Raw genomic sequence first — 26,476 nt, 5'->3', positions numbered from 1 at the left:
TGGTGCCTCGACCCGGAATCGAACCAGGGACACGGGGATTTTCAATCCCCTGCTCTACCAACTGAGCTATCGAGGCGACGGGGCGTATTAAACGGGTTTGCGCGGTGGCAGTCAAACAATTTTACTCAATGGCCAGTTGTTTGCTGAAAAAATCTCCGTTTTTATCACTCTGGGAGACATTTTCGAGGCAGAACCCGGCTCATTTATGGAAGTATCAGGGATTGATTCTGCAGCGACTTAGTTTCTGAGAAAACCATCACAGGATAGTGGTTTCTCTGTTGGCATAATGACTTGTGGGAGCGTTTGGCGCTCTGGAATTGAGAGTAAAAATGATCAGCTCTTTTTTACGAAATTGAATTAGGCAGCCGTGGTGAAACATTTGCAGCTAACAAGTTATCTTGTGCTGGACAATCAGCATCTGTGTCTGATTGATCAGCGTTCCGGCGATGAGGTGAAGCTCTCTTTTGCAGAGTCGGCAGTATTGCATCACCTTGTGGTCAGGCAGCATGAAATTTGCACCAAGGAAGATTTGTTGTCAGTGGGTTGGCCCGAGCGGGTTGTGGCTCCGTCGTCCCTGATCCAATGCATCAGCACTCTGAGAAAAAAGCTCGAACCCTATCCGGAATTCAGCTTGAAGACGGTGGCTCGTCGTGGGTATCAGGTGGTGATCAATGATGACGGCTTGGTGGTCGCTCCGGCAGTTGTCTCGTCGCCGGCCCAGGAACCGCCAAAGACCAGCCCCAAGCGGACTCGAATGGCGTTGATGGTCATGGCTCTACTACTGGTGGTAGGGTTGGTATTTGTGCTGCAGTTTCCTCGAATTCATGCCAGCAACACCTTGAGTGATTGGGTCTGGATTGAGTCTGGCAAGTTAAAGATTGGCAACGCCAAGGGGCAGACGGATGTGCTGGCGTCATCGAAGGCCACCAATGCCGAGCTGGCTCGCTGGCAGCGCCATTTTGGCAGCAGCTATGTGCAGCCGGTGATTGCCGATTATAAAGCGTTTGCATTAACGGATGGTAATACCGACTCAATCTCGATCTGTCCCGGGTTTGAAACTGGAAAGGGGTGCGCCGGCAAAGACATCATCAACATCAATTTCCCTACCACCGAAAAAGTGAATATGGATCTGCCGGTGTTTTTTGAGCTGGCCAAGATCATGGAGCAGCGGATCCGGTACAACCGCATTGAGCTGCCGACCATTCCCTATCATCAAGGGGAGTTGACGGAACATATGTACAGCGCCGATCTGTACTTCCCACGAAATGATCAACTGCTGGTCAGGGTCGATCACAATATCTCAGTGGTTTACAAGGATGACTCCAGAGGGATGTTCTTTGCGTCTTTCTGCGTTACCGATCAAGACTGCAAGACGTCGCCGATCAAGTACGACTTCGAAGGTGAGTTTGTCCGTTACGATGCCTATATCGGTGACCACAAGATCGATGTGTTTAAGGTATCGACCAACTCCCGCAATCTGCACAAACCCGAGGTAGTTACGCCGGCGGCGCTGCCGTATTATCGTGAACTGCGTCGTCAGAGCTTGTCGGATGAGGCGCTGTACTTCTATCGATTCTATCAGGATGAGCACTCTGCGGCCTGGGTGATTCCGTTCTATGGTCATACAGTGGCCTGGATGAAGCAGTCGACCATGGCGATGTAAATCGGTATTGATGAAGCAAAAAAGGCGGCCCATGGCCGCCTTTTTTGATGGTAACACCGGGTTATTGAGTGGCGGTGTCCAGGTGAGTGTACTTGTCAATTAGCTGATCCAGATAGGGCGCTACGTCTTTGTCTTCCCAGTCCAGATAACCGCGCACAAAGCCGACCAGGTTGCCGTTACTGTCCAGCACATAGGTGGCCGGCACCACATTGACCGGCATGACGCCGTTCATGCTGTGCTCCATATCGAACAGAGAGTCGATGTCGTCCAACTGATAGTTGGCCAGAACTTCATACACCTCATCGGGTGACAGTTCGTCGATGGAAACCGGCACTACCTTCAGATTTTTGTGGGCGTAATCCTGTTCCAACTGACGCATGGCCGGTAATTCTTTGATGCAGGGGCCACACCAACTGGCCCAGATGTTGATCAGGGTGACCTTGCCCCGATGTTGGTTCATGGAAACCGGCTTGCCCTGACGGTCGTCGAAGATCAGCTCCGGTGGTTTGCGGGCGTTACTGAATTCCACGAACTTGGTCATGATCATCGGTTTTTCTATGGGCTCACCGGTGGGGTATACCTTGGGCAGGTTTGAGGCCAGGCTGTGGATGGGCAGGCTGCAGGCTGCCAGGGTGAGAGACAGCAGGAGAGGACGTAGTTTCATAGCAGAGTCCGTTTTCAGTGTTGAGTGTGGCGTTGACGCAGTAGAGGCCACACCAGTATCAGCAGGATGGTGGAGACCAGCAGCAGAGGCAGCAACCACAACATGGCGGTGCCGGCAGTGAGGGCTGGTTGGTAATGAATCTGTTCACCATAGCGCTGCACTAGGAAGTCGATGATCTGGTCACGGCTTTTGCCCTGATTCAGCTGCTCAGCAATCTGGCCTTTTAGCTCATAGGCGATGGGGGCTTCAGACTCCAGTACATTGAGATTCACCGAGGAGGGGCAGCGCAGGTCGGCGGCGATGGCATTGACCGCCCGATGCAGTTCGGCGCCACTGAGGGGTTCGGCGCTGAACGACGGGGATGTCAGCAGTACCAGTATTAACGTCAGGTATTTCAGCATAGTGGGTACTCCCGATGGGTTTCTCGATGCGTTCGCCGCCAGGCCAGGGCGCCGGCGAAGGCGCAGATTAAGCCACCAATCCACAGCAGCCGAACCCAGGGTTTGTAGCTGATGCGCACCAGATATTCGCTGTCGCTGACCGCCGGTCCCATTGACAGGTAGAGATCGGACAATAGGGAGTGGTAAACCCCGGCGATGGTCATTTCGCTCATGTCATCCATGTAGGTACGACGTTGTGGATACAGGTAGGTCAGTGTGTGTTCACGACTGTCTTCGATGCGTACCGTGCCTTGCATGGCGCGATAGGCCCGATGTTCCACTTGATCCGTTTGTTCGTACACGGCGGTCAGGCCGGCAACCACTTTGCCGTTGCCCGGTCCCATTCTGACCATGGCGGCTTGTTCAAAGTTGGACAGAACGGTGGCGCCGAGTATGAATACGGCAACGCCGGCATGGGCCAGAGTCGAGGGCAGGTGCAGACGCAGGCGGGCGTGCTTAAATTGATGGGCCGCAGCAATGAGCAGGCAACTGCCGATCCAGAAGGCCGACACGAACCCTTGCCACATCCACACCGGAGCACTGCTGTCCTGGTACAGGCTTAAGCCGGTGGCGGCCAGGATAACCATCACAGCCAACGCTATTTTGTTGCGAATATTCCAGGTCGCCTGCGGCAGGGTGACCCAGCCGAGCAGGCCGGCACACAGGCTAACAATGGGGATGAAAACCGTATTGAAATAGGGAGCGCCGACAGAGATGCTTCCGAGTCCCATGGCGCTGAAAATAAACGGGTAACAGGTTCCGAGCAATACCGAGAACGCCGCGGTTATCAGCAGCAGGCTCGCCACCATCACCAACCAGTGATTACTGCCGCCACGAAGCGGGGTGCCCCGTTTTAGCCGTGGCGCACGCAGCGCAAACACCACCAGAGCGGGAAGGATGGTCGCCAACAGCAGGATCAGAATGCCCATGCCTCTATTAGGGTCGGCGGCAAAGGCATGCACCGACTGAATGACACCGGAACGGACCAGAAAGGTGCCGATAAGACTGACACTGAAGCCAGACAGACACAGCAACAGGGTGGTCAGGGTCATGGCATTCTCACTGCGGTTCAGATGCAAGGTGTGCAGCAGTGCGCAGCTGATCAGCCAGGGGATAAAGGAGGCATTTTCCACCGGATCCCAGAACCACCAACCACCCCAGCCAAGTTCGTTGTATGCCCACCAGGAGCCGAACAGGTTGCCGAGAGTCAGGAAAAACCAGGCAATTAAATTCCAGCGACGAAACCAGCCGCTGTCACCACTGTGGCTGCCTCGGCTGAGCAGGGTGGTGATGGCGCCAGCAAACAGTACTGTCAGTGCCACATAACCGAGAAATACCATGGGCGGGTGCAGTATCAGGCCGATGTCCTGCAGCATGGGGTTGAGATCTCGTCCCTCCACCGGCACCTCCGGAAGCAGCCGGGAAAAGGGGTTAGAGGTAAAGAGTACAAACAGCAGGAAGCCAAAGTTGATCATCGCTAACACATTGCTGGCCCGGGGAGCGAAGCGATTGGGGTAGTGATGACCGGCCGCAACTCTGGCAGTGACAACGGTTAATCCCAGCGTCCAGAACAGAATAGAGCCTTCGTGTCCTCCCCATAGGGCCGCGACCTTGAAGTACCAGGCAAGGTGGGTATTGGAGTGATGGGCGACATAGGCTACCGAGAAGTCGTTGACCAGAAATGCGTACACCAGAGTGGCGGTGGCCAGTAGGGCACAGGTTGCCATTAACAGTGTCAGAGGCTGCGTCATGCGTGCCAGATAGGCTTCGATTGGCCGCCCCCAAAACAGGGTGAAGCTGGCGATCAACAGCGCCAGTGAGGTGGCGATAATTAGCAGAAAGTGACCGATCTCAGGAATCACAACTGGCCTCTCAAGGTCGTGGGTACAGAATGTCAGTTACGGAAAAGCGTGGCGCTGAACGGATGGAATTACCTTAGCACTGAAAAAATAGCGGTGCCGCAGGCATTAATTAAAAGTGTGACCAAAGAAAGTAATTAGTTTGGCTGGAGTTCGAAACTGTTTACCCTGATGCCTTTTTAGATGTGATTATGTTTTTTATTCTTGGTTATTCCTTGGCTGTTTTCTTTTTTTATCTTTTTTTATCTTCTTTTGTTTAATAAAAAAACCTATTAAAACATTAGTGGCGCCCCTGCTCGTTTGTTGGTTAAGCTTTTGTTTTTATGGGTATTATTTGGTAATTGCTGGTGGGGGTTGGGGGGCGAAAAAAAACTGAAGTTAATTTGTGCGGCAGTTCCACATTTATCCAGTAACTTTCTGTTTTCATTATTTACGTTTCTTGGCACTAGCAGACTTGAATTGGTGACAAAGCTTCGAATAAAGAGCGTCACCTAGCGGGAAACAAAATACCTTTTGTAGGAGATAATGATGAAAGGCTGGAAATTAAAGGCTTCTTTAGGCGCCTTGTTCTGTGTTGGAGCGGTGGGCTCGGCCCAGGCCTCTGATGCCGCACAAAGTGACCAGGGCTATAAACAGTCGCCTCAGGCTCGAATGATATTGGCTAACCCCGATGGCACCGAGGAAGAAAAAGGCGTTAAGTCACTGCAAGACTACATCGTTCAGGAGAAAGAGTTGTGGGACTTCCTGTTTGAGAACCACCCGGTTTTCAAAACCTATGCACCGGAAGGGCGCATGGTGGGTAAGCCGCACATCTCGGATCGGGGCGAAGAATACCTCCATACCGGTAATTCCGAAGACTACAGCGAAAAGGTTGGACGCCCCAGCGCGGCCCAGTATCGCCTGGGTGCCAAGTCGATTCTGGATTACCCCAACAAGTTTATTGGGCCGGAGAAATGTGGCGAATGCCACGGTGTCCAGTACGAGAAGTGGAAGCGCTCCCGTCACGCTAAAACCGTTCGTTTCCCTGAAGAGGTGGTGGAAGCCGGTGGTGATCTGAAAAAGGGCATGTATGGCACCGATGTGCCGCTGCTGCCGTCGGGGATTACCCAGGATTACATCTACGCCCTTATTGGAACCCCGCGAACCAAATATGGCTATATTGACCCCTATCTGGTGCGCGGTTCCTACAGCGTTCGAGGCGGTTTGCTGAAAGACGGCACCGGTACTCTGCACGCGGGCAGCAACCAGTTCTCTGTCAACTGGCTGACCTTCCTGACTCCAGAGAAGGCCCGGGAAATTAAAGAGGTGATCCCAGATTTCCCAGCTTCTATGGAGGAGTTTGGCGACTCCGGCTCCAATGTGTGGGGGGTGAACTCTTACGGTGCCAAGCAGGACAAGATGTTCCTGTTCCAGCCGGCAGCGTCCTATTGTGAGGTGTGCCACACCTTCAAGTTCGATTTCCAGAATAAGCAGGAGTTCTTTGACGCCCTTGGCGATCCGAAGAAGCTGCGTGAGCACACCATCTCCAAGGGCATTGCCTGTGAAGAGTGTCACGGCGCCGGTGCCCACCTGGATGGCGGTGTCGGTGGCGGCATGCCGTCCAACTGTGAACGCTGTCACCAGCGCTTTAACTACGTGGCAGAGATGGGCGAAGGCCCGAACGCCAAACCGGAAGATGCCTTTACTGTGAAGATGAAGGGCGCCTGTCCATCCTGTGGTACCGAGGGTGGCCAGATGTTCAACTCTGCGCACTACGACAAGGGCATGCGCTGCTCCACCTGTCACGATCCTCATGAAGTGACTGACGGTAGCTACCTGTCCGGTGTGACTAAGACCAAGCTGAAGAAGGAGTGTGCCGACTGTCACGAAGTGCAGGCCGAGTTCCACAAATCTTCCAAGCCACACAGCGAAAGCGACTGTACCTCTTGTCACATGCCTAACATGGGCAGCTGCGAGAAGTTCATTGCGATTCAGTATCCAGACCAGGCTGGCTTCGACAACGTACGAGCGTCCCACATCTGGAACATCAAGGTTCACCCAACCAAGAAGACGCTGAATCCGCCGGAAGGCAAGCCGCGTACCTCCAGCACCAAGGGCTGGACCGTGGCTCAGGATGAAGAGGGATACTCCTACCTGGATCTGATGTGGACCTGTGCCCGTACCTCGGCACAGGACCGCACCGTGCTCAATGGTAAGGGCTGCCACAGTCAGTTCCAGTCTGAGCTGGATGAAGGCCTGCACTTTGAGGACCAGATGGAGATCTACGGTGAAGTCACCAAGTGGCAGGAGCCCGTTAAGGAGACTCACGCCAAGGTGGTTAAGCAGCTGGAGCGCATCGATGAGCTGATGAACGTCACTCGCCTGTCCGTATCCGAAAAAGCCAAAGTACTGATGATGGTCGATAAGGCCCGTGAGTCGGTGGCTAAGGTGGAGAAAGACGGTTCCTGGGGTGTTCATGGTCCGTCGTTGGCCAAGCGCATGATGAGCGATGCCTGGATTTACGTTCAGGAAGCGCAGTCCATCATGGATAACGCCGGTTACGACAGCAAGTAATCGTGACTGCCCCCGGCACCGATGTGTCGGGGGCAGCTTTGTTTGAGTAGCAAGAGAGGCACAGCATGCGAGCAATGGGAATTTTAGTAGTGGCGCTGTTATCCATGGCTCCCTTGAGCCTGATGGCTGGTGGTGCCGATGAGATTCGGCCTGCGGAGGAGTTTCGGCAGGAGCTGAACTTCATCAGCATGCAGGAGGCCGAGCTGCTGGTGGGGCGAAAAGACGTTTATTTTTTTGATGTGAATACGCTGGAGCTGTGGGCCGAAGGGTTTATTCCCGGAGCGGTGCATTTCTTTACTGAAGACTGGAAGTCGTTGCTTCCGGAAGACAAGGATGCCCAGCTGATTTTTTATTGTGCCAACCGCCTGTGTAATGCCAGCGAGATTGCGGCCTACGCGGTGATGAAAATGGGTTACACCAACGTCAGGCAGATGCCCGACGGCATCTACGGCTGGCGCATGTCCGGTCGAGTGGTGGAAAAACCTTAACCCCGAATCCTCTGAAGTGAGCGAATGAGAGAGCAGATTATGAAGTTAATTATCAAACCCTTATTGGTGTCTTTGGCGGTCAGCGCCTGTTTCAGTGCGGGCGCCCAGGCTGAGCAGCAGGATCTGGCGAAAGAGTCTTATGCCATCGGTGCGTCCATGGGCAAGTACCTGACCGGGCAGATGGCCAGCCAGAAGGAGTTCGGGCTGGATGTGGATCTGGAATCGCTGATTGCCGGCTTCAATGACGCCGTCAATGGGGTCGAGAAGATGGACAACGATACCCTGGTCGGCGTGCTGAATGCGCGGGCGCAGTTGTTGAATACTCGCCAGGATGAGCGTCAGGCGGCGCTGCTGAAGCAGTTAAGCGAAGAGTCGCGAGACTACCTTGCTACGAATCGTGATAAGCCGGGCGTCACCGTCACCGAGTCTGGTTTGCAGTATGAGGTGCTGGTCAAGGGAGAGGGGGTTAAGCCGGCCCGGGAAGATGCGGTTACGGTGCATTACAAAGGCTCCTTCATCAACGGCAATGTGTTCCAGGATACCCATGAAAGCGGCGAGCCGCAGCGGGTGGCGCTGATTAATTCCATTGCCGGCTGGGAAGAGGGACTGCAACTGATGCCGGTAGGGTCAACCTATCGCTTTACCATTCCTGCCGAACTGGCCTATGGCCAGGAAGGAATGGGGGCCATCCCCGGTGGGTCCGCGGTGATTTTTGAGATCGAGTTAATCGAAACCAAAAAGCCCGGCCAGGCCCATGAGGGGGTTGATATGGGTAAAGGCATGGGCATGAGTATGGGAATAGTGACCTCACCAACCCTGACTCATCAATAAATTGTGGGAATCGACCCAAACCTGAGCAAGGCGGTTGTCCGGTATGAATAGCTTATCTCTCGCTCTGATACTGGTGTTGTTGGCCATGGCTGCCACGGTGGCGCTCAGTCATCGTACAGTCCGGCGTCAGTGCCAGTCCGGAGCCGAAGAGTCTGCCCTTGGGATCATCTGCGTGTCGCCCTGGTGGCTGGCATGGATGTTGATCAGTCTCATCCTCTTATCCTCACTGTTGTATGGGCAACTGGGGCGCTATGGAGACTGGAACAGCGGCGTGGTTCAGGAGCGGGTCGATTACCTGCTGCAAGCAGCGATCAACCAGAGCCGGATGGAGGCCGATACTCGGCCTCAGGATTCGGACACCTTAATGCAACTGGCCGACAGTTACGCGTCTGGCGGTAAGTATGCCGACGCGGTAGCGGTGATAGAACAGCTTATCTCCCTGAATGGGGAGAGTGCTCAACGGCTTGGTTTGAAAGCGAAGTACCTGTACTACCGGGATAACCGGACACTTGGTAATGAGGCTTTAGCGGCGGTATCCAAGGCCCTGGAGCTGGACAATTCCGATGTGACCACCCGAGAGTTCATGGCCACTCAGGCTTACCGCAAGGGGGCGTACGGTACGGCCATTGAACATTGGCAGGTCATTCTCGATAGCGGCAATGGCGGAGCATATCGTCGCGCTATTGAGAGTGCCATAACTCGCGCCCAAGCCAAGCAATTAGCGGCCAGACAGCAGCCCTAGGGACTGATTTGGACCGCGACCATAAAAACAGAGATGGTTGGAGGATGATGTGAACGACATGATGTTACCGAGACGGCGCCTGCTTCAGGGCATGGGGCTCGGATCCGTGGCGGTTCTGGCGGGTGGGTGCGGTTCGACGGACCCCAGTGCTCAGAACGGTAAAGGGCCCCACTATGTGATGCTGTTTGACCAGACCAAGTGTGTGGGATGCGGCCGTTGTGAGGAGGCGTGTAACCAGGCCAATAATCTGCCCGAAGGCGTATCCAGGCTGACGTTGGAGCGTCAGAGTGACCGGGTGCCCGGAGCGGTGTGTCCCATCTGTGGTAAAACCGAGTGTAACTGCGATCGCAAGTACGTTCGTGTGTCTTGTCAGCAGTGTCAGAAAGCACCCTGTGTGATGGTTTGCCCTACTGGCGCCGCCCATCGCGATGCCAAAACCGGCATTGTGACCATGGACGCCGATAAGTGCGCTGGCTGCAAATACTGCATCGCTGCCTGCCCTTATCAGGTTCGGTTTATCAACCAGGATACTCAGGTCGCCGATAACTGCGATTTTTGCCTGCACAGCAAACTGGCCAAAGGGGAGTTGCCAGCCTGTGTATCGCAATGCAAATTCAAGGCGCTGGTGTTTGGCGATGCCAATGATCCGGACTCCTACGTCAGCAAGTTGCTGGCGGTAAAAAATACCAGCCGTATCAAGCCGCATCTCGGTACCGAACCGAGCCTGCATTACCTCGCTATCACTAAGCCAGAGGTGTAACCATTATGACTGCCATAGATTTTACGACCGGTCTTGGTGATGCCATTGCCTGGCCCTGGCCCATCGCGGTGTACCTGTTTTTTGCCGGCATCTCCGGCGGCGCCCTGAGCATCGCCTTGTTGATCCGGTTTTTTCACAAGCAGACCAGCGATACGCCGCTGCTGAAAGCGGCTTCGGCGGTGGCATTTGTCACCATCTGTCTTGGCATGCTGTGCCTGGTGCTGGATCTGACCAATCCACTGTTTTTCTGGAAGATACTGGTTTACTACAACTTGAATTCGGTGATGTCCCTCGGGGTGATAGTGCTGCTGTTCTACATTCCGGTGGCGGCGCTGCTGGCAGCCTTTGCCTTGCGGGATGAGTTGGTGGCCATGCCGCAATTGAGCTGGCTCAAGGGGATCATCGATGGACTGATGTTTACTCGGCGGCCGCTGGAGAAGCTGGCGCTGGTACTGGCCATCTCGGTGTGCGCCTACACCGGCTTTCTGATCTCGGCGCTGATTCGCTTCCCCATCATCAATACCTCGTTGTTGCCGGCGTTGTTTATTGTTTCCGGGCTGTCTGCCGGAGCGGCAATGGCCAAGATGACGGCTGTGACCTGGTTCAAGGAGCCGTTGCACAGCAAAGAGATGACTCTGCTGCACGGTGCCGAGTGGCCGATCATGGCGGTAGAGGGGATGTTCCTGTTTATGCTGTTCAGTGGGCTGATTTTTGGTGATGCCACCAGCCAGGCGGCGATGAATGCCTTCTCACAGGGCGGTTGGTCCAGTCTGTTCTGGATCGGCGTGGTGGGACTGGGGTTTGTTTTACCTTTGCTGCTGAACTTTGCGTTTGGGCAGAAGTTTGCAGGTTCTTCCCGCGCCTTCTACCTCACCGGTGGCAGCGTGGTGTGCGGCATGATGTGCTTGCGTTTGTTCCTGCTGTACGCCGGTCAGATCTATTCCATTTAAGCGTCACCACCTGGAGTGTCAGGCTCCGCCGAGTGACCACCGCGCTTCGCTTCGGGGAAGCGCGGTTTTTTGTTGCCGTGACGGTGATCGCACAAATCTTAAATCTTCGAAGTGACCATGACTGCACCCGGTTTTTTGATCTTTTTTGCCGGTGAAGGAAGGACAAAAAGGCCTCTTTAATCATCATTGAATTGCTTTTATTTATTTTTATCCAATTGAATTTATTAACTTTATTTGGCTTTATTTTTGACTGCAAGGTTTGAGTTCTAAAGCGCGTGGTGACTGTGGTTAAGCTCCGGTTTCCTTCGGTCCGTTTCTGGTCTTATAGCGGCGTTTCTTGGATTGAATTGATTCGAAACCGGTGCCGGCCTCAGCAAGAACGGCTGCACCAGGCAAGGAACAATAACCTTTTGTAGGAGATAATGATGAAAGGCTGGAAATTGAAGGCGTCATTGGCCGCCTTGATCTGTGTTGGTGCGGCAGGATCTGCCTCTGCATCCGATGCAGCTCAGAGTAGCCAAGGCTACAAACAATCGCCTCAGGCTCAGATGATCATGGGTAACCCCGATGGCACTGAGGAAAAGAAGGGCGTAAAGAGCCTGCACGACTACATTGTGCAGGAGAAAGAGCTGTGGGACTTCCTGTTTGAGAACCACCCGGTGTTCAAAACCTATGCACCGGAAGGCCGCATGGTGGGTAAGCCACACATCTCCGATCGGGGTGAAGAGTATCTGCATACCGGTAATTCCGAGGACTACAGCGCCAAGAATGGCCGCCCGATGGCGGTTCAGTACCGTTTGGGCGCCAAGTCTATTCTGGACTACCCCAATAAGTTTATTGGCCCAGAAAAGTGCGGCGAGTGTCACGGCGTTCAGTATGAGAAGTGGAAACGCTCCCGCCACGCCAAAGTGGTTCGCTTCCCCGATGAGATGGAAGAGGTCGGTGGTGATCTGAGCAAGGGGATGTTTGGCACCGATGTGACCATTCTGCCTGAGGGGATCACCGAAGATTCCATCTACGCGGTAATCGGCACTCCGCGAACCAAGTACGGCTTCATTGACGCCTGGTTGGTGCGCGGCTCTTACCACGTAAAAGATGGTCTACTGAAAGACGGAACCGGCACCCTGCATGCCGGTGGTAACCAGTTCTCGGTTAACTGGCTGACCTTCCTGACTCCAGAAAAGGCTCGCGAAATCAAGGAAGTGATTCCTGAGTTCCCGGCAACTATGGAAGAGTTTGGTGATTCTGGCTCCGATACCTGGGGGGTGAACTCCTATGGTGCCAAGAAGGATAAAGAGTTTTTGTTCCAGCCGGCATCTTCCTACTGTGAGATGTGCCATACCTTTAAGTTCGACTTCCAGAACAAGCAGGAGTTTTTCGACGCCCTCGGCGATCCGAAGAAGCTACGTGAACACACCATCTCCAAAGGCATCTCCTGTGAAGAGTGTCACGGCGCCGGTGCTCACCTGGATGGCGGTGTCGGCGGTGGCATGCCGTCTAACTGTGAACGTTGTCACCAGCGCTTCAACTACGTGGCAGAGATGGCCGAAGGCCCGAATGCCAAGCCGGAAGATGCGTTCAGTGTGAAGATGAAGGGCTCCTGCCCATCCTGTGGTACCGAGGGTGGTCAGATGTTCAACTCCAAGCACTATGACAAGGGTATGCGCTGCTCCACCTGTCACGATCCTCATGAAGTGACTGATGGCAACTACCTGTCTGGCTTCACCAAGACCAAGATCAAGAAGGACTGCGCCGATTGTCACCAGGCCCAGGCTGAATTCCACAAGTCTTCGGCGCCTCACGCCGACAACGACTGTACCTCTTGCCACATGCCCAACATGGGCAGCTGTGAGAAGTTCACCGCGATTCAGTTCAACGATCAGGCTGGTTTCGACAACGTTCGAGCTTCCCACATCTGGAACATCGAAGTTTCCCCGACTAAGAAGACGCTGAATCCGCCGGAAGGTCTGCCTCGCAAGGCGACCACCAAAGGCTGGACCGTGGCTCAGGATGAAGAGGGTTATTCCTACCTGGATCTGATGTGGACCTGTGCCCGTACTTCGGCGCTGGACCTGACCGTTGTCAACGGCAAAGGCTGTCACAGCCAGTTCCAGTCCGAACTGGATGAAGGCCTTCACTTCGAAGACCAGATCGAGATCTACGGTGAAGTGATGAAGTGGCAGGAGCCAGTGAAAGAGACCCACGCCAAGGTGGTGAAGCAGATCAGCCGCATCGATGAGCTGATGAATGTGACCCGCCTGTCGGTCTCTGACAAGGCCAAGGTGCTGATGATGGTCGATAAGGCCCGTGAAGCCGCTGCCAAGGTTGAAAAAGACGGCTCCTGGGGTGTCCATGGACCGACGCTGGCGAAGCGGATGATGAGTGATGCCTGGATCTACGTTCAGGAAGCTCAGGCCATCATGGATGAAGCCGGTTACAACCAGTAATACCGACGTGCCCCCGGCGTAGTGTCGGGGGCGATTTAAGGAACTGACTATGCAACGACTCATGACTGCGGCGACTCTGGCTTTGGCCCTGCTGGCCCCGTCGACGCTGGCCGGTGGCGCCGACGAGATACGGCCTGCCGACGATTACCGGATGGAACTGAACTACATCAGCATGCAGGAAGCGGAACAGCTGGTCGGTAACAAAGAGGTGTACTTCTTTGATGTAAATACCCTTGAGCTGTGGGCAGAAGGTTTCATTCCCGGAGCGGTTCATTTCTTTACCGAAGACTGGAAGTCCCTGCTGCCAGAAGACAAAAACGCCCAGATGATCTTTTACTGCGCCAACCGTCTTTGTAATGCCAGTGAAATTGCGGCGTTTTCGGTGATGCAGCTGGGTTACACCAACGTCAGACAGATGCCCGACGGCATCTATGGGTGGCGAATGTCAGGACGCCCGACTGAAAAGCCCTAACCCTGAAACTAACTCCCGAGTTCAAGAGAGAACGTGATGAAGATGATTGCAAAACCAATGATGATTTCCCTGGCTGTGGCCGTGTGTTTCAGCACTTCGGTTGTGGCCAAACAGGAGCAGACGCTCAGCCAAGAGTCCTATGCCATCGGCGCGTCTTTGGGGAAATACCTCAATGGACAGATTGTGACCCAGAAAGAGTTCGGCCTGGATGTGGAGCTGGAGCAGATCGTTCAGGGGTTTACCGATGCGGTGAATGGTGACCTGAAACTGGATAACGATGCTCTGGTGGATGTGCTGAATGCTCGGGCCAAAGTGCTCAATGAAGTGAAAAAACAGCGCCGCGACGCCCTGGTGGCGGAAGTGGCTCAGGCCTCGGTGGATTACCTCGATGAAAACCGCGCCAAAGAGGGCGTATCGGTGACCGAATCCGGCTTGCAGTATGAAGTGCTGGTTCAGGGCCAGGGCGACAAGCCGGCCCGCGAAGATGCAGTTACCGTGCATTACAAAGGCCAGTTGATCGATGGCACGGTGTTTCAGGATACCCATGAAGCGGGTGAGCCGAAACAGGTGGCGCTGATCAACTCCATCGCTGGCTGGGAAGAGGGGCTGCAACTGATGCCCGTCGGTTCAACCTACCGCTTTACCATTCCGGCGGAACTGGCTTATGGCACCGAAGGCATGGGGGTGATTCCCGGCGGTGCGGCGGTGGTGTTTGAGATCGAGTTGATCGATTCCAACAAGCCTGGTCAGTCCCACCAAGGCATGGGAATGAGCATGGGCAATGCCGGCATGTCTGGCATGTTCCATCAGAAATAATCCGAATACGTCGATTCGAATCCGGGAAGGGCAGAGGACAGATATGATTAGCCTGGCTGTAGCAATGAGTGTGGTGCTGTTGGTGGTGACTTCCTTCATCATCGGTTATCACCTGCGGCTGACTGCACTGCTGCCTACCATTGGCAACGCGAAGGCACCAACCGACGCTGCCAATGGCTCAGCCTATGCTTCGATAATCAAGGGGACTCCCCTGATTATGCTGACCTTTCTCATCTTCTCATCCCTGCTGTTGTATTGGCACCTGGGGCGCTATTCAGACTGGAATCGTGCCATTCCCCAGGTTCGGGTCGACTACCTACTTCAGGCCGCCATTAATCAGAGCCGGCTGAGTGCCGAGCAGCATCCTTTGGATCCTCAGGCTCAGTTGCGCTTGGTGGAGGACTACGCCGCCGGGGGGAAATACGCCGAGGCGGTGGATGTTCTGGACGCGCTACTGGCGCAGTCCGGCACTAGCCCCGACTTGCTGGGGCTGAAAGCGAAATACCTGTATTACCGCGACGGACGTCAACTGACACCGGAGGTCAACAGCCTGATTCGGTCGGCGTTGGAGCGGGATGACACTGAATTTACTGCACGGGAGTTGCTGGCCAGCCATGCCTACCGCCAGGGTCAGTATGACCTGGCTATCGAGCATTGGCAGCGGCTGTTGCAAGGCGATGTCGGCCTGGCTCAGAGACGGGCCATCGGCAATGCACTAACCCGGGCACAGGCAAAAATACTGACTGGTCAGCCCTGAGCCTGGGGGCAGTGATGGCGCAGCAGATAATAACGATAGAGATGGTTGGAGGATGATGTGAAACACATCGATTTACCGAGACGGAACCTGCTTAAGGGCATGGGCGCCGGCTCTCTGGCTGTGGCGACGGCGGGATGCGGATCGACGGATCCCGCAGTGGCCAAGTCCGGACCACATTACGTGATGCTGTTTGATCAGAGCAAGTGCGTCGGCTGTGGACGCTGCAAAGAGGCCTGCAACAAGGCCAATCACCTGCCGCAAGGAGTAGCGAGGCTGACCCTGGAGCGACAAAGTGATCGGGTGCCGGGAGCGGTGTGCCCCACCTGCGGTAAAACCGAATGCAACTGCCAGCGCAAATACGTACGGGTGTCGTGTCAGCAGTGCCAAAATGCCCCCTGTGTAATGGTTTGTCCAACAGGAGCCGCTTACCGAGACCCTAAGACCGGCATCGTGACCATGGATGCCGACAAGTGTGCCGGTTGTAAATATTGCATCGCCGCCTGCCCTTACAAGGTGCGGTACATCAATGAGGAGACTAAGGTCGCCGACAACTGCGATTTTTGTCTTCACAGCAAGCTGGCCCAAGGTGAGCTGCCTGGCTGTGTGTCGCAGTGCAAGTTTAAGGCCCTGGTGTTTGGGGATGCCAATGATCCGGACTCCTACGTCAGCAAACTGCTGGCGGTGAAAAATACCAGCCGGGTTAAGCCGCACCTCGGTACCGAACCGAGCCTGCACTACATCGCCATTACCAAGCCTGAGGTGTAACCATTATGAATGGAATCGATTTTTCCACCGGGCTGACCCAGGGCATCGCCTGGCCCTGGCCCATTGCCGTATACCTGTTTTTTGCCGGTATCTCCGGTGGTGCCCTGAGTGTGGCGTTACTGCTGCGTTTCTATAAACAGCAGCACAGCAATACCCCATTGCTGAAAGCAGCGACTTTGGTGGCGTTTGTCACCATCTGTCTGGGGATGTTGTGTTTGGTACTGGATCTTACCAATCCACTGTTTTTCTGGAAGATTCTTATCTATTACAACCTGAACTCGGTGATGTCCCTCGGGGTTATCGTGTTGATGGTGTACATCCCTCTGGCCGCAGTGATGGCGGCCATCGCCCTGCGGGATGAGCTGGTGGCCATTGAGCCGCTGGCCTGGCTGGCTCCGTGGCTGGATCGTCTGCTGGCCTGGCGCCGACCGATGGAGATGCTGGCACTGGTGCTGGCGGTGGCGGTGTGTGCTTATACCGGCTTCCTGATCTCGGCCCTTATCAGCTTTCCTATTATCAATACCTCACTGCTGCCGGCGCTGTTTATCGTTTCTGGTCTGTCTGCGGGGACGGCGATGGCCAAGATGGTGGCGGTTACCTGGTTTAAAGAACCGCTTCACAGCGCTGAGATGCAGCTGTTGCATGGCGCCGAGTGGCCGATCATGGCGGTGGAAGGGATGTTCCTGTTTATGCTCTTCAGTGGTTTGATTTTTGGTGATGCCACCAGTCAGGCCGCGACCGGAGCGTTTTCTCAGGGCGGTTGGTCCGGCCTGTTCTGGTTTGGTGTGGTGGGTCTCGGTTTTGCCCTGCCTTTGGTTGTGAATTTTGCATTCGGTCAACGATTTGCGCATTCCGCCAAGGCATTCTATCTGACAGGAGGCAGTGTGGTGAGTGGCATGATGTGCCTGCGTCTGTTCCTGTTGTATGCCGGTCAGATCTACACCATCTGATTATCAAAGAGTGGGGAGGTCTCCTCCCCCTGACGTATTGAGAGTTGTTATGCGAATCTTGCCATTTTTACTTGTTGCACTCGTTTTGTCCGGTTGTGGTCAGTCACAGGCGGAGTCCCCGACCGTAGCGGCACCGCAAGCCGCTGTGACCCACATCGATGAGCAGAGACGCTGTCATCAGTGTGGCATGTTCATTACCCGCTACCCTGGCCCGAAAGGGGTGGTTCAGCTCAAGGGCCAGCAGGCAGCGATGGCATTCTGTTCTACCGGCGATCTGTTCCAGTTCATTCTTCAGCCCCAGAATCAGCGCCAGGTGGCGCAAGTCTGGGTTCATGACCTGGCTCAGACCGATTGGGATAAGCCCGCCGACTCGGCTTTTATGGATGCCCACGAGGCCTGGTTCGTCACCGGCTCCTCCCGCAACGGCGCTATGGGCCCGACTCTGGCGAGTTTCAGTTCTGAAAATGTGGCCAACGCCTTTGCCAACTCCTACGGTGGCGAGGTGCTGCGTTTTGACCAGCTGACTCTGGATAACCTTGGCACCATGGGCGGCCATGGGCACAAGCATAATCACTAAGGGTTGGCGATGATTTCGAGCGGCTTCCGGTTATCTCATTGGCTGTTGTGGGCATCTTGTCTGTTACTGTCTCTCCCTCACACCTGTGAGGCCGCTCATTTTTCTGTATCCACCGTGCCGCAGTTGCAGCAGGCGCTGGGCCAGGCTAGTGCCGGAGACCAATTGTCGCTGGCACCTGGGGTGTATCGTACTCAACTGCGTATTGATAAGCCCCTGACCCTGACAGGCCCTGCCAGTGCCATTATCGATGCTGGCGGTCAGGGCAGTGCCATTGTTGTTGCCAGTGATGATGTTCGCATCGACGGCCTGACCATTCGGAACTGGGGCGCGGATCTGTATCAACTCGATGCTGGTATTCGCGGTCGAGAGGTTTCCCGGATTCAGGTGGTCAATGCCCAGCTTAAGGGACCGGGTTTTGGGATTCGGTTTGATAAGGGCGAAGGGTTTGAGCTGCTGGGCAATCGCATCGAAGGGGATCGCAGCTCGCGGGTGATCGAACGGGGCGACGGCATCTACCTGAAAGGCACGGGGCCTGCCCGCATCACCAATAACCGACTGGTTGGCGGTCGAGATGGTGTCTATGTGGAGTCCTGCTCCGGGGTGGACATCGATGATAACCGTATGAGTGAGCAGCAGTATCCGGTTCATTACATGTACGCCAAAGATTCTGGTGCCAGCGGCAATGACAGCTGGGATGTGGTGGGCGGCTACGCCATCATGGGGTCGCAGCGGATCAAGGTTATCGGTAACCGGGTTCGTGATGCCATAGAGTTTGGTGTGTTGCTGAACATCACGAATGACTCCGTCGTTCGGCATAACTACGTATCCGGAGTGTCGAACCCCAGGGCTGCAGAAGTGTTTGACGGTGAGGGAAAAGGGGTTTTTATCTATGGCGCTCGTGATAACGAGATCAGCAGTAACCACTTTCAGTCCTCGCAGATAGGCATCTCCATGGCCATGGGGGGTGAGGGTAACCTCATCTATGACAACCTGTTTATTCATAACACCGTTCAGGTGAAGTACGTCGGTGAGCATGTGCTGGACTGGAGTCATCGAGGGGTGGGAAATTTCTGGAGCAGTTATTCTGGCTGGGACCTGGATGGCGATGGCATCGGCGATCAGAGCTATCGTCCCAATGATGCCCTGGACCGATTGTTTTGGATCTACCCGGAAGGACGGTTCTTGATGGACAGCCCGGTAGTCAGCGTTCTGCGCTGGCTGGAACAGCAATTTCAAACTGCAGACAGCGCGGGAATCAGCGATCACCGGCCCAAGATGGTGCCGCAATGGCAATGGCAGCCGCAGAGGTCTGCCAGTTGGAGTAATGAACGATGACAGACAGTGCCGTAACCGTCAGTGGCGCGGTGAAACGTTTTTCCGGAGTGAACGCCTTAAACGGCGTCAGCCTGGAGTTGCAACACGGGCAGCTACTGGGGTTACTGGGTCACAACGGCGCCGGTAAGACCACCCTGATTAAGTTGATTCTCGGCCTTAATCGTCCCGATGAAGGGACGGTGAGGGTGCTGGGCCAGGATCCCGCGCTGGCGGCCAACCGCGCCGGACTCTCCATCGGTTACTTGCCGGAACATGTCAGCCTGTATGACAACCTTAGCGGATTGGAACTGCTGACCTATTTTGCCCGTTTGCGGGGCATTGGCGGCGAGCGGGTGGAGGAGGTTCTTGAGCAGTTGCAATTGGCCCATGCTCAGTCCCGAAAGGTTAGAACCTACTCCAAGGGGATGCGGCAGCGGCTGGGTCTGGCCCAGGCGATTCTGGCCAAGCCCAGGGTGTTGATCCTCGATGAGCCCACCGTCGGCCTGGATCCTCAGGCGTCGGCGATGCTGTATCAGCAGGTGGCGGGCCTTCGGCAGCAGGGCTGTGCGGTGATCATCTGTACCCATGAGTTGACGCTGATTGATAAGCATCTGGACAGTGCCTTGATACTGGCCAAAGGCCGGGCGGTGGCACAGGGCAGCATCTGGGAGCTGCGCCAGAAGCATCGATTGCCGACCCGGGTCGAAGTGGCCGGAGCGGAGCGGCTGGCGGGCAGGGATATGCAGTTGGCGGCGCTCTATGACCCGATAGAACAGGCATTCATGGTTCCCGATGGCATGCGAAAGCCTTTGCTGGAGAGGTTGATTCATCAACATGGCGTGTTTGATTTTAATGTGTTGCCACCGTCGTTGCCGCAGATCTATCACGATTGCCAGCATCAGGCGTTGGCTGAGGAGGTGGCCTGATGTCCAGCCCGGTTCTGATCGTTGCCCATAAAGAGTTTATTGACGGCTTTCGTCATCGTTGGTTGCTGTTTGCTTCGCTGATTTTCGCCTTGTTGTCATTGGCGGTGGCATTTCTGGGATCGGCGGTGAACGGTCAGTTGGTGGCGCCACAGCTGGCACCGACCATCTCTGCTTTGGCGACCCTGGCGGCCTTTATTATTCCACTGATTGCCCTGCTGTTGGGGCACGACAGTTTTGTGGGTGAACAGGAGGGGGGCACCCTGCTGCTGTTGCTGTCCTACCCCATCAGTCGAGGCCAGTTGCTGTTGGGTAAATTCCTTGGTCAGGGTGCCATTCTGGCGGTGACCTGTTTACTGGGCTTTGGGGTGACGGCGATTGCCATGGGGGTGAGTATGGGCGCCGAACAGGCAGCGGCGGTAATGTCGGCGTTTGCGCTGTTTATTACCAGCGCCACCCTGTTGTCCTGGGTGTTCCTGTTGCTGAGTTACCTGGTCAGCTTGTGGGCCAGTACCAAGGGGCGGGCGGTGGCCGTAGGACTGTTGCTGTGGTTCTTGTTGGTGCTGCTGTACGACCTGGTGCTGCTGGCGATGATCGTCGCCGAAGGCGGGGAGTTGTGGGTTAAGGGACTGATTCTGGCCAATCCGGTGGATCTGTTCCGGTTGTCTAATCTGCTGTACGTGGGCCACGACTCGGTGATGGGCGTACTCAGCGTGGTGACCGCTTCCAGTTTTAGCTTCGGGCTGATGCTGGTGTTGATGTTGGCTTGGTTGTCACTGGGGCTGGTTGCGACCCGGGCCCTGTTTCAGACCCGGACCATCTGATAAAAAAACAGCCCGCCATTGCGGGCTGTTATTGCTATTCGCTTTCCGGCGGCCGGTAGCCTTCAATTTCGACGTCTTTGCCTTCAAACAGGAAGGCGGTCATGTGTCCTTCCAGCATCTGTCGATGCTCCGGGTTCATCATGTTGAGCTTGTGCTCGTTGATCAGCATGGTCTGCTTTTTCTGCCACAGGCCAAACGCTTCTTTGGAGATGTTGTCGAAGATCTTTTTACCCAGTTCGCCCGGGTACAGCTGAAAATCCAAGCCATCAGCTTCTTTGTTCAGGTATTGGCAAAATACGGTGCGTGCCATGGTCGTATCCTTAGCAGATTGATTGCTGTCTTTATATCAAATTCGGGGCCTGAAAACTAACTCAGGCCACCGGTCGCCAGTTTCGTCAGCAGGGTTTCGGTGGGGGCTGGCAGCCCGACCTGCAGAGGCTCATTGAGGGAAAACCAGCGCGGGCCGGCTTCGGCTATCAGGCCAGCGGTTGAGGTCAGTTCCAGCAACAGTGGCTGAATGTGCAGGTGGTAGTGACTGAAGGTATGGCGAAAGCCGGTCAAGGGGCGACAGTGATTCTCGAGTCGCTGTTGGCTCAGGTAGTCGTCGAGTTGCTGTTGAGTCTCAAACTGAGGAAAACACCACAGCCCACCCCAGATCCCCGATGGCGGTCGTTGCTCCAGCAGTACTCGGTTGTCATGGACCAGAATCAGTTGCAGACAGTGTTTTTCCGGCTTGTCTTTTTTAGGTTTTTTCCCCGGATACTCGGCCATGGTGTTGCTGAGATAGGCGCGGCAATCCTGATTGAGGGGGCAGCGCTGACAGTCAGGCTTGCTGCGGGTGCAAACCATGGCGCCAAGGTCCATCATCGCCTGGTTATAGGCTTGAATTCCCTCACTGGGCGTGCATTGCTCTGAGGTTTGCCACAACGCGTTTTCCACCGCTTTTTTACCCGGCCAGCCGCTAATGGCCCGATGGCGGGCCAGTACCCGTTTGACGTTGCCATCGAGAATCGGGTGAGTCTGTCCCAGAGACAGTGATAACACCGCTCCGGCGGTGGAGCGACCGATGCCAGGCAGGGCCATGACTCGTTCGATGTCGGTGGGGAACTGGCCCTGATGCTCTGTCAGCATTTGCTTGGCGGCGGCGTGCAGGTTGCGGGCGCGGGCGTAATACCCCAGCCCGGTCCAGTGATGCAGCACATCGTCCACCGGTGCTTGAGCCAGAGACTCGATGTCCGGAAAGCGCTGCATGAATCTCAGGAAGTACGGGATCACTGTGGTGACCTGAGTTTGTTGCAACATAATCTCTGAGATCCATACTCTGTATGGGCTTTTTTGCTGCTGCCAGGGCAGCGTTTTACGCCCGGCGAGCTGGTACCACTCAATCACCCTTTCAGAAAATGGTTTCATGCTCGCTTCCATCGATTATCTACCTAAATTACAATTGCCGCTTTTCGGCGTCACAGTGTAACGCCTGAGGCATATCGCGAGAAGGTTGAGATGACTGAAGAGCAAAAGCCAGAGCTGCCCGAGGGCAAGCATCACCGCCGTGTGCGGTCTTATGTAAAACGGGAAGGGCGGATGACCAAAGGTCAGGCCCGGGCGATGGAAATTTACTGGCCTACCATGGGGTTAGAGCATGGTAACGGCTTGGTCGATTTGGCCGAAGAGTTCGGACGGGATGCCCCGGTGGTGCTGGAAATTGGCTTCGGCATGGGCAAGTCGCTGGTGGAAATGGCGGCGGCCGAACCGGATAAAGATTTTATCGGTATTGAGGTGCACGGACCCGGAGTCGGTGCTTGTCTGATGGCGGCCGAGGAGCAGGAGGTCAAAAACCTGCGGGTGTTTGAGCATGACGCTGTCGAAATACTGGCCGATTGCATTCAAGATGAGTCATTGGATCGGGTGCAATTGTACTTCCCTGATCCGTGGCACAAAAAGCGCCACCACAAACGTCGTATTGTGCAGCCTGAGTTTATTGAAACCGTGCGCCGTAAATTGAAAGTCGGCGGCGTGTTCCATATGGCCACAGACTGGGAGCACTACTCTGAGCATATGCTGGAAGAGATGAATGAAGCGCCCGGATTTACCAACACCGCCGCCGACGGGACCTTTGTGCCTCGTCCGGATTTTCGACCATTAACCAAATTTGAAGCCCGTGGCCAGCGCCTGGGCCATGGAGTTTGGGATTTGATTTTCGCCCGTAGCGAGTAGGAGAGACACCGATGACCATGATTCCAACAGCCAAGAACCGTAGCCGTCGTTTACGCAAGAAGATGCGTATCGATGAGTTTCAGGAACTGGGCTTTGATTTGAGCTGGCGTTTCAATGATGACGTCAGCGAAGAGCAGATTGATGCTTTGGTCGACCAGTTGATCGCCGAAGTGATCGAACCGCAAGCGCTGGGTTTCTCCGGTGGCGGCCATAAAGAGTGGGATGGCATTATCTGCACCCAGAAGCTGGGTAAGTGCACCGAGGCCCATCGCCAGGCCATTGAAGCTTTTTTTGCCGATAAGCCAGTCAGCGACGTTAAAACCTCCGAGTTGTACGACATCTGGTGGGGATAGTGCCTGACAAGGCGTTGTTGCAGAGCATCCACGCCGAAGCCCTGCCCTTAATCGGGCAGGGTCATGTCGCCAACTACATTCCGGCGTTGGCCGGGGTGTCGGCCAACCGCCTCGGCATTGCCATATGCAGGGCCGATGGTGGGGTGATCGGAGCCGGTGATTACCTGGAACCGTTTTCCATTCAGAGCATCTCCAAGGTGTTTTCTCTGGTGCAGGCGATGACCCTGTACGAAGAGCAGGATATGTGGAGCCGGGTAGGCAAAGAGCCCTCGGGTAATCCGTTTAATTCGTTAGTTCAGCTTGAGTTTGAGCACGGTATTCCCCGAAACCCCTTTATCAATGCCGGCGCCCTGGTGGTCGCGGACATGTTGCAGGGACGATTGTCGGCACCTAAGCATCGAATGTTGGAGTTGGTGCGTGAGTTGTCGGGAAACCCCAATATCTATTCCGATAAGGTGGTGGCGAAATCCGAGTATGAACACTCGGCCCGTAATGCCGCCATCTGTTATTTGATGAAGTCTTTTGGCAACTTCGAAAACGACGTCGATGACGTGATGAAGAGCTACTTCAATCACTGCGCCATTCGCATGAGTTGTGCCGATTTAGCCCGGGCCTTTTTCTTTCTGGCCAACAAAGGGGTCAGCCTGGAGGGGAGACGCTTGATCGGTGAGCGCCATAGCCGCCAGATTAACGCCTTGCTGGCCACCAGTGGTCTCTATGACGGTGCCGGAGAGTTTGCTTACCGGGTGGGAATGCCGGGTAAAAGCGGCGTTGGCGGTGGCATCGTGGCGGTGATCCCCGGTGAGATGAGCGTCTGTGTCTGGTCTCCTGAGCTGGATGAATCCGGTAACTCTCTGGCGGGCACCCGCATGCTGGAGTTAATGGCCAAGCGGCTCGAACGGTCAATCTTCTAACTGCCTAACGGGTGGTTATTTCGACCAAATTGTGGTTATTTCTCCACTTTTCTCCATTGATATTTATTTTAACCGTTTGAACTAAAAGGGTTAATATCTTTGGCCCGATTCTGGCATCGCATTTCTCAGTTCACACTTATGGAGCAGAGCGATGACATTTTCGGGCCAGGTTGGCGTTGTACTTCTTTCTTCTACCTTGTTTTGTGCCGCGGCCAATGCCAGCGAGTGCAACTTCTCTTTTAATCACGACCTGATTGTCAGTGACAGCGTGCTCGAATTGCAGGAGCAGGGTAAAACCCTGTATCGCTTTGAAGACGGTGAGTTAGTCATCGATGGCAAGGTACAGGATCTGGACGGCGATCAGCGTCGGGCCTTGTCACAGTTTCAGCAGGCCTATTATCGGCAGATGCCAGCCACCATGGAGTTGGTGGATGAGGCGCTGAGGATGGCCGGTGTGGCACTGGACACCATTTCGGTGCAGTTGCAGGAGATGGGCATCGACGCCGCCAGCTTGCAGGGGATGATGGATGCCATTGCCGAGTCAGTGAATCAAAAGGTGGCTCGGGAAGACGGTTCCTATCGAGTGGTGTCCGGTGACTTTGATCAGTTTGGCGACCAATTCGATCAGCAGTTTGAGCAGCAACTGGAGCAGGCGATCACCCAGTCCATGGGCAGTCTGATGATGACTCTGGGAGCGGAAATGATGAACGGCGACAGTGGCAGTTTCGAACAGAAGATGGAGGAGTTTGGTCAGCGTATGGAGCGCATGGGTGAAGAGATCGAGCAGCAGTTTCAAGGACAGGAACAGCATTTTGAAGCCTGGGCCGAACGGGTCTGCACTCAATGGCAGCAACTGGATGAGATGGAAGATCAACTGATGGAACAGGTGCCGCAGTTGCAGAAATACGACCAGCTTAAGATCGAGGGCCAATCCCTGGCGTCAACGTGGTTCTGATGGGCAAATAATCTCCCTTGTTGCGGCATGCCTGGCATTGCCGCTTTTTTTTTGTCGGCTAAAAGGGTTCAATGTACGGGTTAACCGGAGAGTGTCATGCGAGAGTTGTTAGAACCCATAGTGATCTACACCCATGTTGTCCGAGCCCAGGGATTTTCTGCGGCGGCGCGACGGTTGGGCATTTCCAAATCCAAAGTCAGCAGCCAGGTAAGCTTGTTGGAACAGCAGATGGGCGTGCAGTTGGTGCAGCGTACCACCCGCTCCCTGAGCCTGACCGAAGCTGGCGAGACTCTGTATCGTCATGGTGAGTCGATTATCCGTGAAGTGGACTCGGCGGTGGCCAACGTCCAGAGTCTGCACCATGAGATTCGTGGCGTGCTTAGAGTCGGCATAACCCAGGCCTTTGGTGCCATGCACCTGATGCCGTTGATACCGGACTTTATGTCCCGCTACCCCAACCTGGAGCTGGAAATCAGTTTCCTGGATCACAAGGTAGACGTGGTCAACGAGGGGCTGGATTTGTTGCTGACCATGTCGGAACAGTTGCCGTTGGGGATGGTGGCCCGGCCGCTGATGGATTGCCGATTTGTGCTGGTGGCGTCGCCAGACTACCTGGCAAAGCATGGCGTGCCTCGGACTCCCGACGATTTAGTTCAGCATAACTGCTTGGTTTATAAGAGTGAGTGGTACGAGCATGCGGTCTGGGAGTTTAAGCGTGGCAGTGATGAGAAGAAGATCCCGGTGAAGGGCAATTACCGGGTGGATGACGCACCGGCCTTGAAAGAGGTGGCTAAGAAGGGGCTGGGCATCGTCTACCTGTCTACTTATCTGCTGGAAAACGAGCTTCAGGAGGGCGACTTGATTCCGATTCTGACCGAATGGAGTCTGACTCACCCGCTGGCGCTGCAGGCGGTTTACCCGAGACGGCAGAACCTGGCTCCGAAAGTGCGGGCGTTTACTGACTTTGTGAAGGAGAGTTTGGGGGAGGTACCGCCCTGGGATCGAAAATTGGCGCTGTTATTGTAGCTATTTCTGGAAACATTGTTCTTAGGGTAAAACAATGGCGTGATCCCGGTCGTCCAAGTGGCGTAACCTGTTGATTTTAAACTCATGTAGATTCGACTTTAACTCAATTTGATGCGGGGTTGTTGCCTTGATGTTGGTTCATTAACATTGGTTGGCTTGCCAATTGTTCTGATATGAATACAATGCTTCACATCAGCCGAGATTGAAGCTTGTTGAAAT

General features: G+C 54.9%; 27 protein-coding genes and 1 tRNA gene. 22 read left to right on the top strand and 6 right to left on the bottom strand.

What is annotated here, in order from left to right; genetic code table 11:
• Positions 1–76: transfer RNA gene (locus H598_RS0117790), tRNA-Phe, on the bottom strand.
• 294 nt (positions 77–370) lie between these two features.
• Between H598_RS0117790 and H598_RS0117785 the strand changes: the two genes are divergently transcribed.
• The gene (locus H598_RS0117785; RefSeq protein WP_035416244.1) at positions 371–1,663 is read left to right on the top strand and encodes a winged helix-turn-helix domain-containing protein; all 1,293 of its coding nucleotides are present in this window, start codon (positions 371–373) and stop codon (positions 1,661–1,663) included.
• Positions 1,664–1,724: 61 nt separating this feature from the next.
• Here H598_RS0117785 and H598_RS0117780 read toward each other — a convergent pair whose 3' ends face one another.
• The 3 genes from H598_RS0117780 to H598_RS24850 are packed head-to-tail and all read right to left on the bottom strand — an operon-like array spanning position 1,725 to position 4,629.
• Positions 1,725–2,327 (bottom strand): TlpA family protein disulfide reductase, encoded by a 603-nt coding sequence (locus H598_RS0117780; protein WP_028114208.1) that lies wholly within the window; start codon positions 2,325–2,327, stop codon positions 1,725–1,727.
• A gap of 14 nt (positions 2,328–2,341) precedes the next feature.
• Positions 2,342–2,728: a cytochrome c-type biogenesis protein gene (locus tag H598_RS0117775; protein ID WP_028114207.1), complete on the bottom strand. Its 387-nt coding sequence runs from the start codon at positions 2,726–2,728 to the stop codon at positions 2,342–2,344.
• Entirely contained in the window at positions 2,722–4,629 is a 1,908-nt protein-coding gene (locus H598_RS24850) for a heme lyase CcmF/NrfE family subunit (protein ID WP_051252841.1), read from the bottom strand. Before H598_RS24850 ends, H598_RS0117775 begins: the two co-directional genes overlap by 7 nt.
• A 525-nt stretch (positions 4,630–5,154) precedes the next feature.
• Between H598_RS24850 and H598_RS0117765 the strand changes: the two genes are divergently transcribed.
• The 16 genes from H598_RS0117765 to H598_RS0117690 all read left to right on the top strand — a co-directional run bounded on the left by H598_RS0117765 (position 5,155) and on the right by H598_RS0117690 (position 20,795).
• Positions 5,155–7,179 (top strand): cytochrome c3 family protein, encoded by a 2,025-nt coding sequence (locus tag H598_RS0117765; protein WP_028114206.1) that lies wholly within the window; start codon positions 5,155–5,157, stop codon positions 7,177–7,179.
• 74 nt (positions 7,180–7,253) lie between these two features.
• A complete protein-coding gene (locus tag H598_RS0117760) occupies positions 7,254–7,667 on the top strand; it encodes a rhodanese-like domain-containing protein (RefSeq protein ID WP_371878097.1) in 414 nt (137 codons plus the stop codon).
• A gap of 39 nt (positions 7,668–7,706) precedes the next feature.
• A complete protein-coding gene (locus tag H598_RS0117755; protein ID WP_028114204.1) occupies positions 7,707–8,498 on the top strand; it encodes an FKBP-type peptidyl-prolyl cis-trans isomerase in 792 nt (263 codons plus the stop codon).
• 43 nt (positions 8,499–8,541) lie between these two features.
• A complete protein-coding gene (locus H598_RS24845) occupies positions 8,542–9,240 on the top strand; it encodes a tetratricopeptide repeat protein (protein ID WP_051252840.1) in 699 nt (232 codons plus the stop codon).
• A gap of 58 nt (positions 9,241–9,298) precedes the next feature.
• Positions 9,299–10,000 (top strand): 4Fe-4S dicluster domain-containing protein, encoded by a 702-nt coding sequence (locus H598_RS0117745; RefSeq protein WP_035416241.1) that lies wholly within the window; start codon positions 9,299–9,301, stop codon positions 9,998–10,000.
• Between the two features lie 5 nt (positions 10,001–10,005).
• Positions 10,006–10,950, top strand: a complete 945-nt coding sequence (gene nrfD, locus H598_RS0117740; protein ID WP_035416184.1) for an NrfD/PsrC family molybdoenzyme membrane anchor subunit — start codon at positions 10,006–10,008, stop codon at positions 10,948–10,950.
• A gap of 425 nt (positions 10,951–11,375) precedes the next feature.
• Complete coding sequence (locus H598_RS0117735; protein WP_028114201.1) at positions 11,376–13,397, top strand: cytochrome c3 family protein; 2,022 nt, start codon at positions 11,376–11,378, stop codon at positions 13,395–13,397.
• Positions 13,398–13,446: 49 nt separating this feature from the next.
• A complete protein-coding gene (locus H598_RS0117730; protein WP_028114200.1) occupies positions 13,447–13,869 on the top strand; it encodes a rhodanese-like domain-containing protein in 423 nt (140 codons plus the stop codon).
• 36 nt (positions 13,870–13,905) lie between these two features.
• On the top strand, positions 13,906–14,685 hold the full coding sequence (locus tag H598_RS0117725; protein WP_028114199.1) for an FKBP-type peptidyl-prolyl cis-trans isomerase: 780 nt from the start codon (positions 13,906–13,908) through the stop codon (positions 14,683–14,685).
• 43 nt (positions 14,686–14,728) lie between these two features.
• Positions 14,729–15,442 (top strand): tetratricopeptide repeat protein, encoded by a 714-nt coding sequence (locus tag H598_RS24840; protein WP_156897095.1) that lies wholly within the window; start codon positions 14,729–14,731, stop codon positions 15,440–15,442.
• Between the two features lie 99 nt (positions 15,443–15,541).
• Positions 15,542–16,207, top strand: coding sequence for a 4Fe-4S dicluster domain-containing protein (locus H598_RS0117715; protein WP_051252838.1), 666 nt, complete (start codon positions 15,542–15,544; stop codon positions 16,205–16,207).
• A gap of 5 nt (positions 16,208–16,212) precedes the next feature.
• A complete protein-coding gene (gene nrfD / locus H598_RS0117710) occupies positions 16,213–17,157 on the top strand; it encodes an NrfD/PsrC family molybdoenzyme membrane anchor subunit (protein WP_028114197.1) in 945 nt (314 codons plus the stop codon).
• A 49-nt stretch (positions 17,158–17,206) separates the two neighbouring features.
• The gene (locus tag H598_RS0117705) at positions 17,207–17,734 is read left to right on the top strand and encodes a nitrous oxide reductase accessory protein NosL (RefSeq protein ID WP_028114196.1); all 528 of its coding nucleotides are present in this window, start codon (positions 17,207–17,209) and stop codon (positions 17,732–17,734) included.
• A gap of 9 nt (positions 17,735–17,743) precedes the next feature.
• Positions 17,744–19,069, top strand: a complete 1,326-nt coding sequence (gene nosD / locus H598_RS24835; protein ID WP_051252837.1) for a nitrous oxide reductase family maturation protein NosD — start codon at positions 17,744–17,746, stop codon at positions 19,067–19,069.
• Positions 19,066–19,974, top strand: a complete 909-nt coding sequence (locus H598_RS0117695; protein ID WP_028114195.1) for an ABC transporter ATP-binding protein — start codon at positions 19,066–19,068, stop codon at positions 19,972–19,974. Before nosD ends, H598_RS0117695 begins: the two co-directional genes overlap by 4 nt.
• A complete protein-coding gene (locus H598_RS0117690; protein ID WP_035416181.1) occupies positions 19,974–20,795 on the top strand; it encodes an ABC transporter permease in 822 nt (273 codons plus the stop codon). Before H598_RS0117695 ends, H598_RS0117690 begins: the two co-directional genes overlap by 1 nt.
• Before the next feature lie 34 nt (positions 20,796–20,829).
• Here the strand turns inward: H598_RS0117690 and H598_RS0117685 are convergent, their stop codons facing one another.
• Positions 20,830–21,105 carry an oxidative damage protection protein gene (locus H598_RS0117685; RefSeq protein ID WP_028114193.1) on the bottom strand — a complete coding sequence of 92 codons (276 nt, stop codon included), beginning with the start codon at positions 21,103–21,105 and terminating at the stop codon, positions 20,830–20,832.
• A gap of 56 nt (positions 21,106–21,161) precedes the next feature.
• Positions 21,162–22,205, bottom strand: a complete 1,044-nt coding sequence (gene mutY, locus H598_RS0117680; protein WP_156897093.1) for an A/G-specific adenine glycosylase — start codon at positions 22,203–22,205, stop codon at positions 21,162–21,164.
• Between the two features lie 90 nt (positions 22,206–22,295).
• Here mutY and trmB point away from each other — a divergent pair, with 90 nt between their 5' ends.
• The 5 genes from trmB to H598_RS0117655 all read left to right on the top strand — a co-directional run bounded on the left by trmB (position 22,296) and on the right by H598_RS0117655 (position 26,257).
• On the top strand, positions 22,296–23,009 hold the full coding sequence (gene trmB, locus H598_RS0117675; RefSeq protein WP_028114191.1) for a tRNA (guanosine(46)-N7)-methyltransferase TrmB: 714 nt from the start codon (positions 22,296–22,298) through the stop codon (positions 23,007–23,009).
• 11 nt (positions 23,010–23,020) lie between these two features.
• Complete coding sequence (locus H598_RS0117670) at positions 23,021–23,362, top strand: YggL family protein (RefSeq protein ID WP_245595618.1); 342 nt, start codon at positions 23,021–23,023, stop codon at positions 23,360–23,362.
• Entirely contained in the window at positions 23,362–24,276 is a 915-nt protein-coding gene (glsB, locus tag H598_RS0117665; RefSeq protein WP_028114189.1) for a glutaminase B, read from the top strand. The genes H598_RS0117670 and glsB overlap by 1 nt, the downstream gene beginning before the upstream one ends.
• 151 nt (positions 24,277–24,427) lie before the next feature.
• Positions 24,428–25,231, top strand: coding sequence for a DUF2884 family protein (locus tag H598_RS0117660; RefSeq protein ID WP_028114188.1), 804 nt, complete (start codon positions 24,428–24,430; stop codon positions 25,229–25,231).
• Positions 25,232–25,327: 96 nt separating this feature from the next.
• Positions 25,328–26,257: a LysR family transcriptional regulator gene (locus H598_RS0117655; protein ID WP_028114187.1), complete on the top strand. Its 930-nt coding sequence runs from the start codon at positions 25,328–25,330 to the stop codon at positions 26,255–26,257.
• Positions 26,258–26,476: the final 219 nt, after the last annotated feature.

The sequence above is a fragment of the Ferrimonas kyonanensis DSM 18153 genome (genome assembly GCF_000425405.1).
In the GTDB taxonomy this organism is placed as follows: Bacteria; Pseudomonadota; Gammaproteobacteria; order Enterobacterales; family Shewanellaceae; genus Ferrimonas; species Ferrimonas kyonanensis.
The sequence above is the reverse complement of the archived record's forward strand: the minus strand, read 5'-3'. Positions and strand labels throughout refer to the sequence as shown.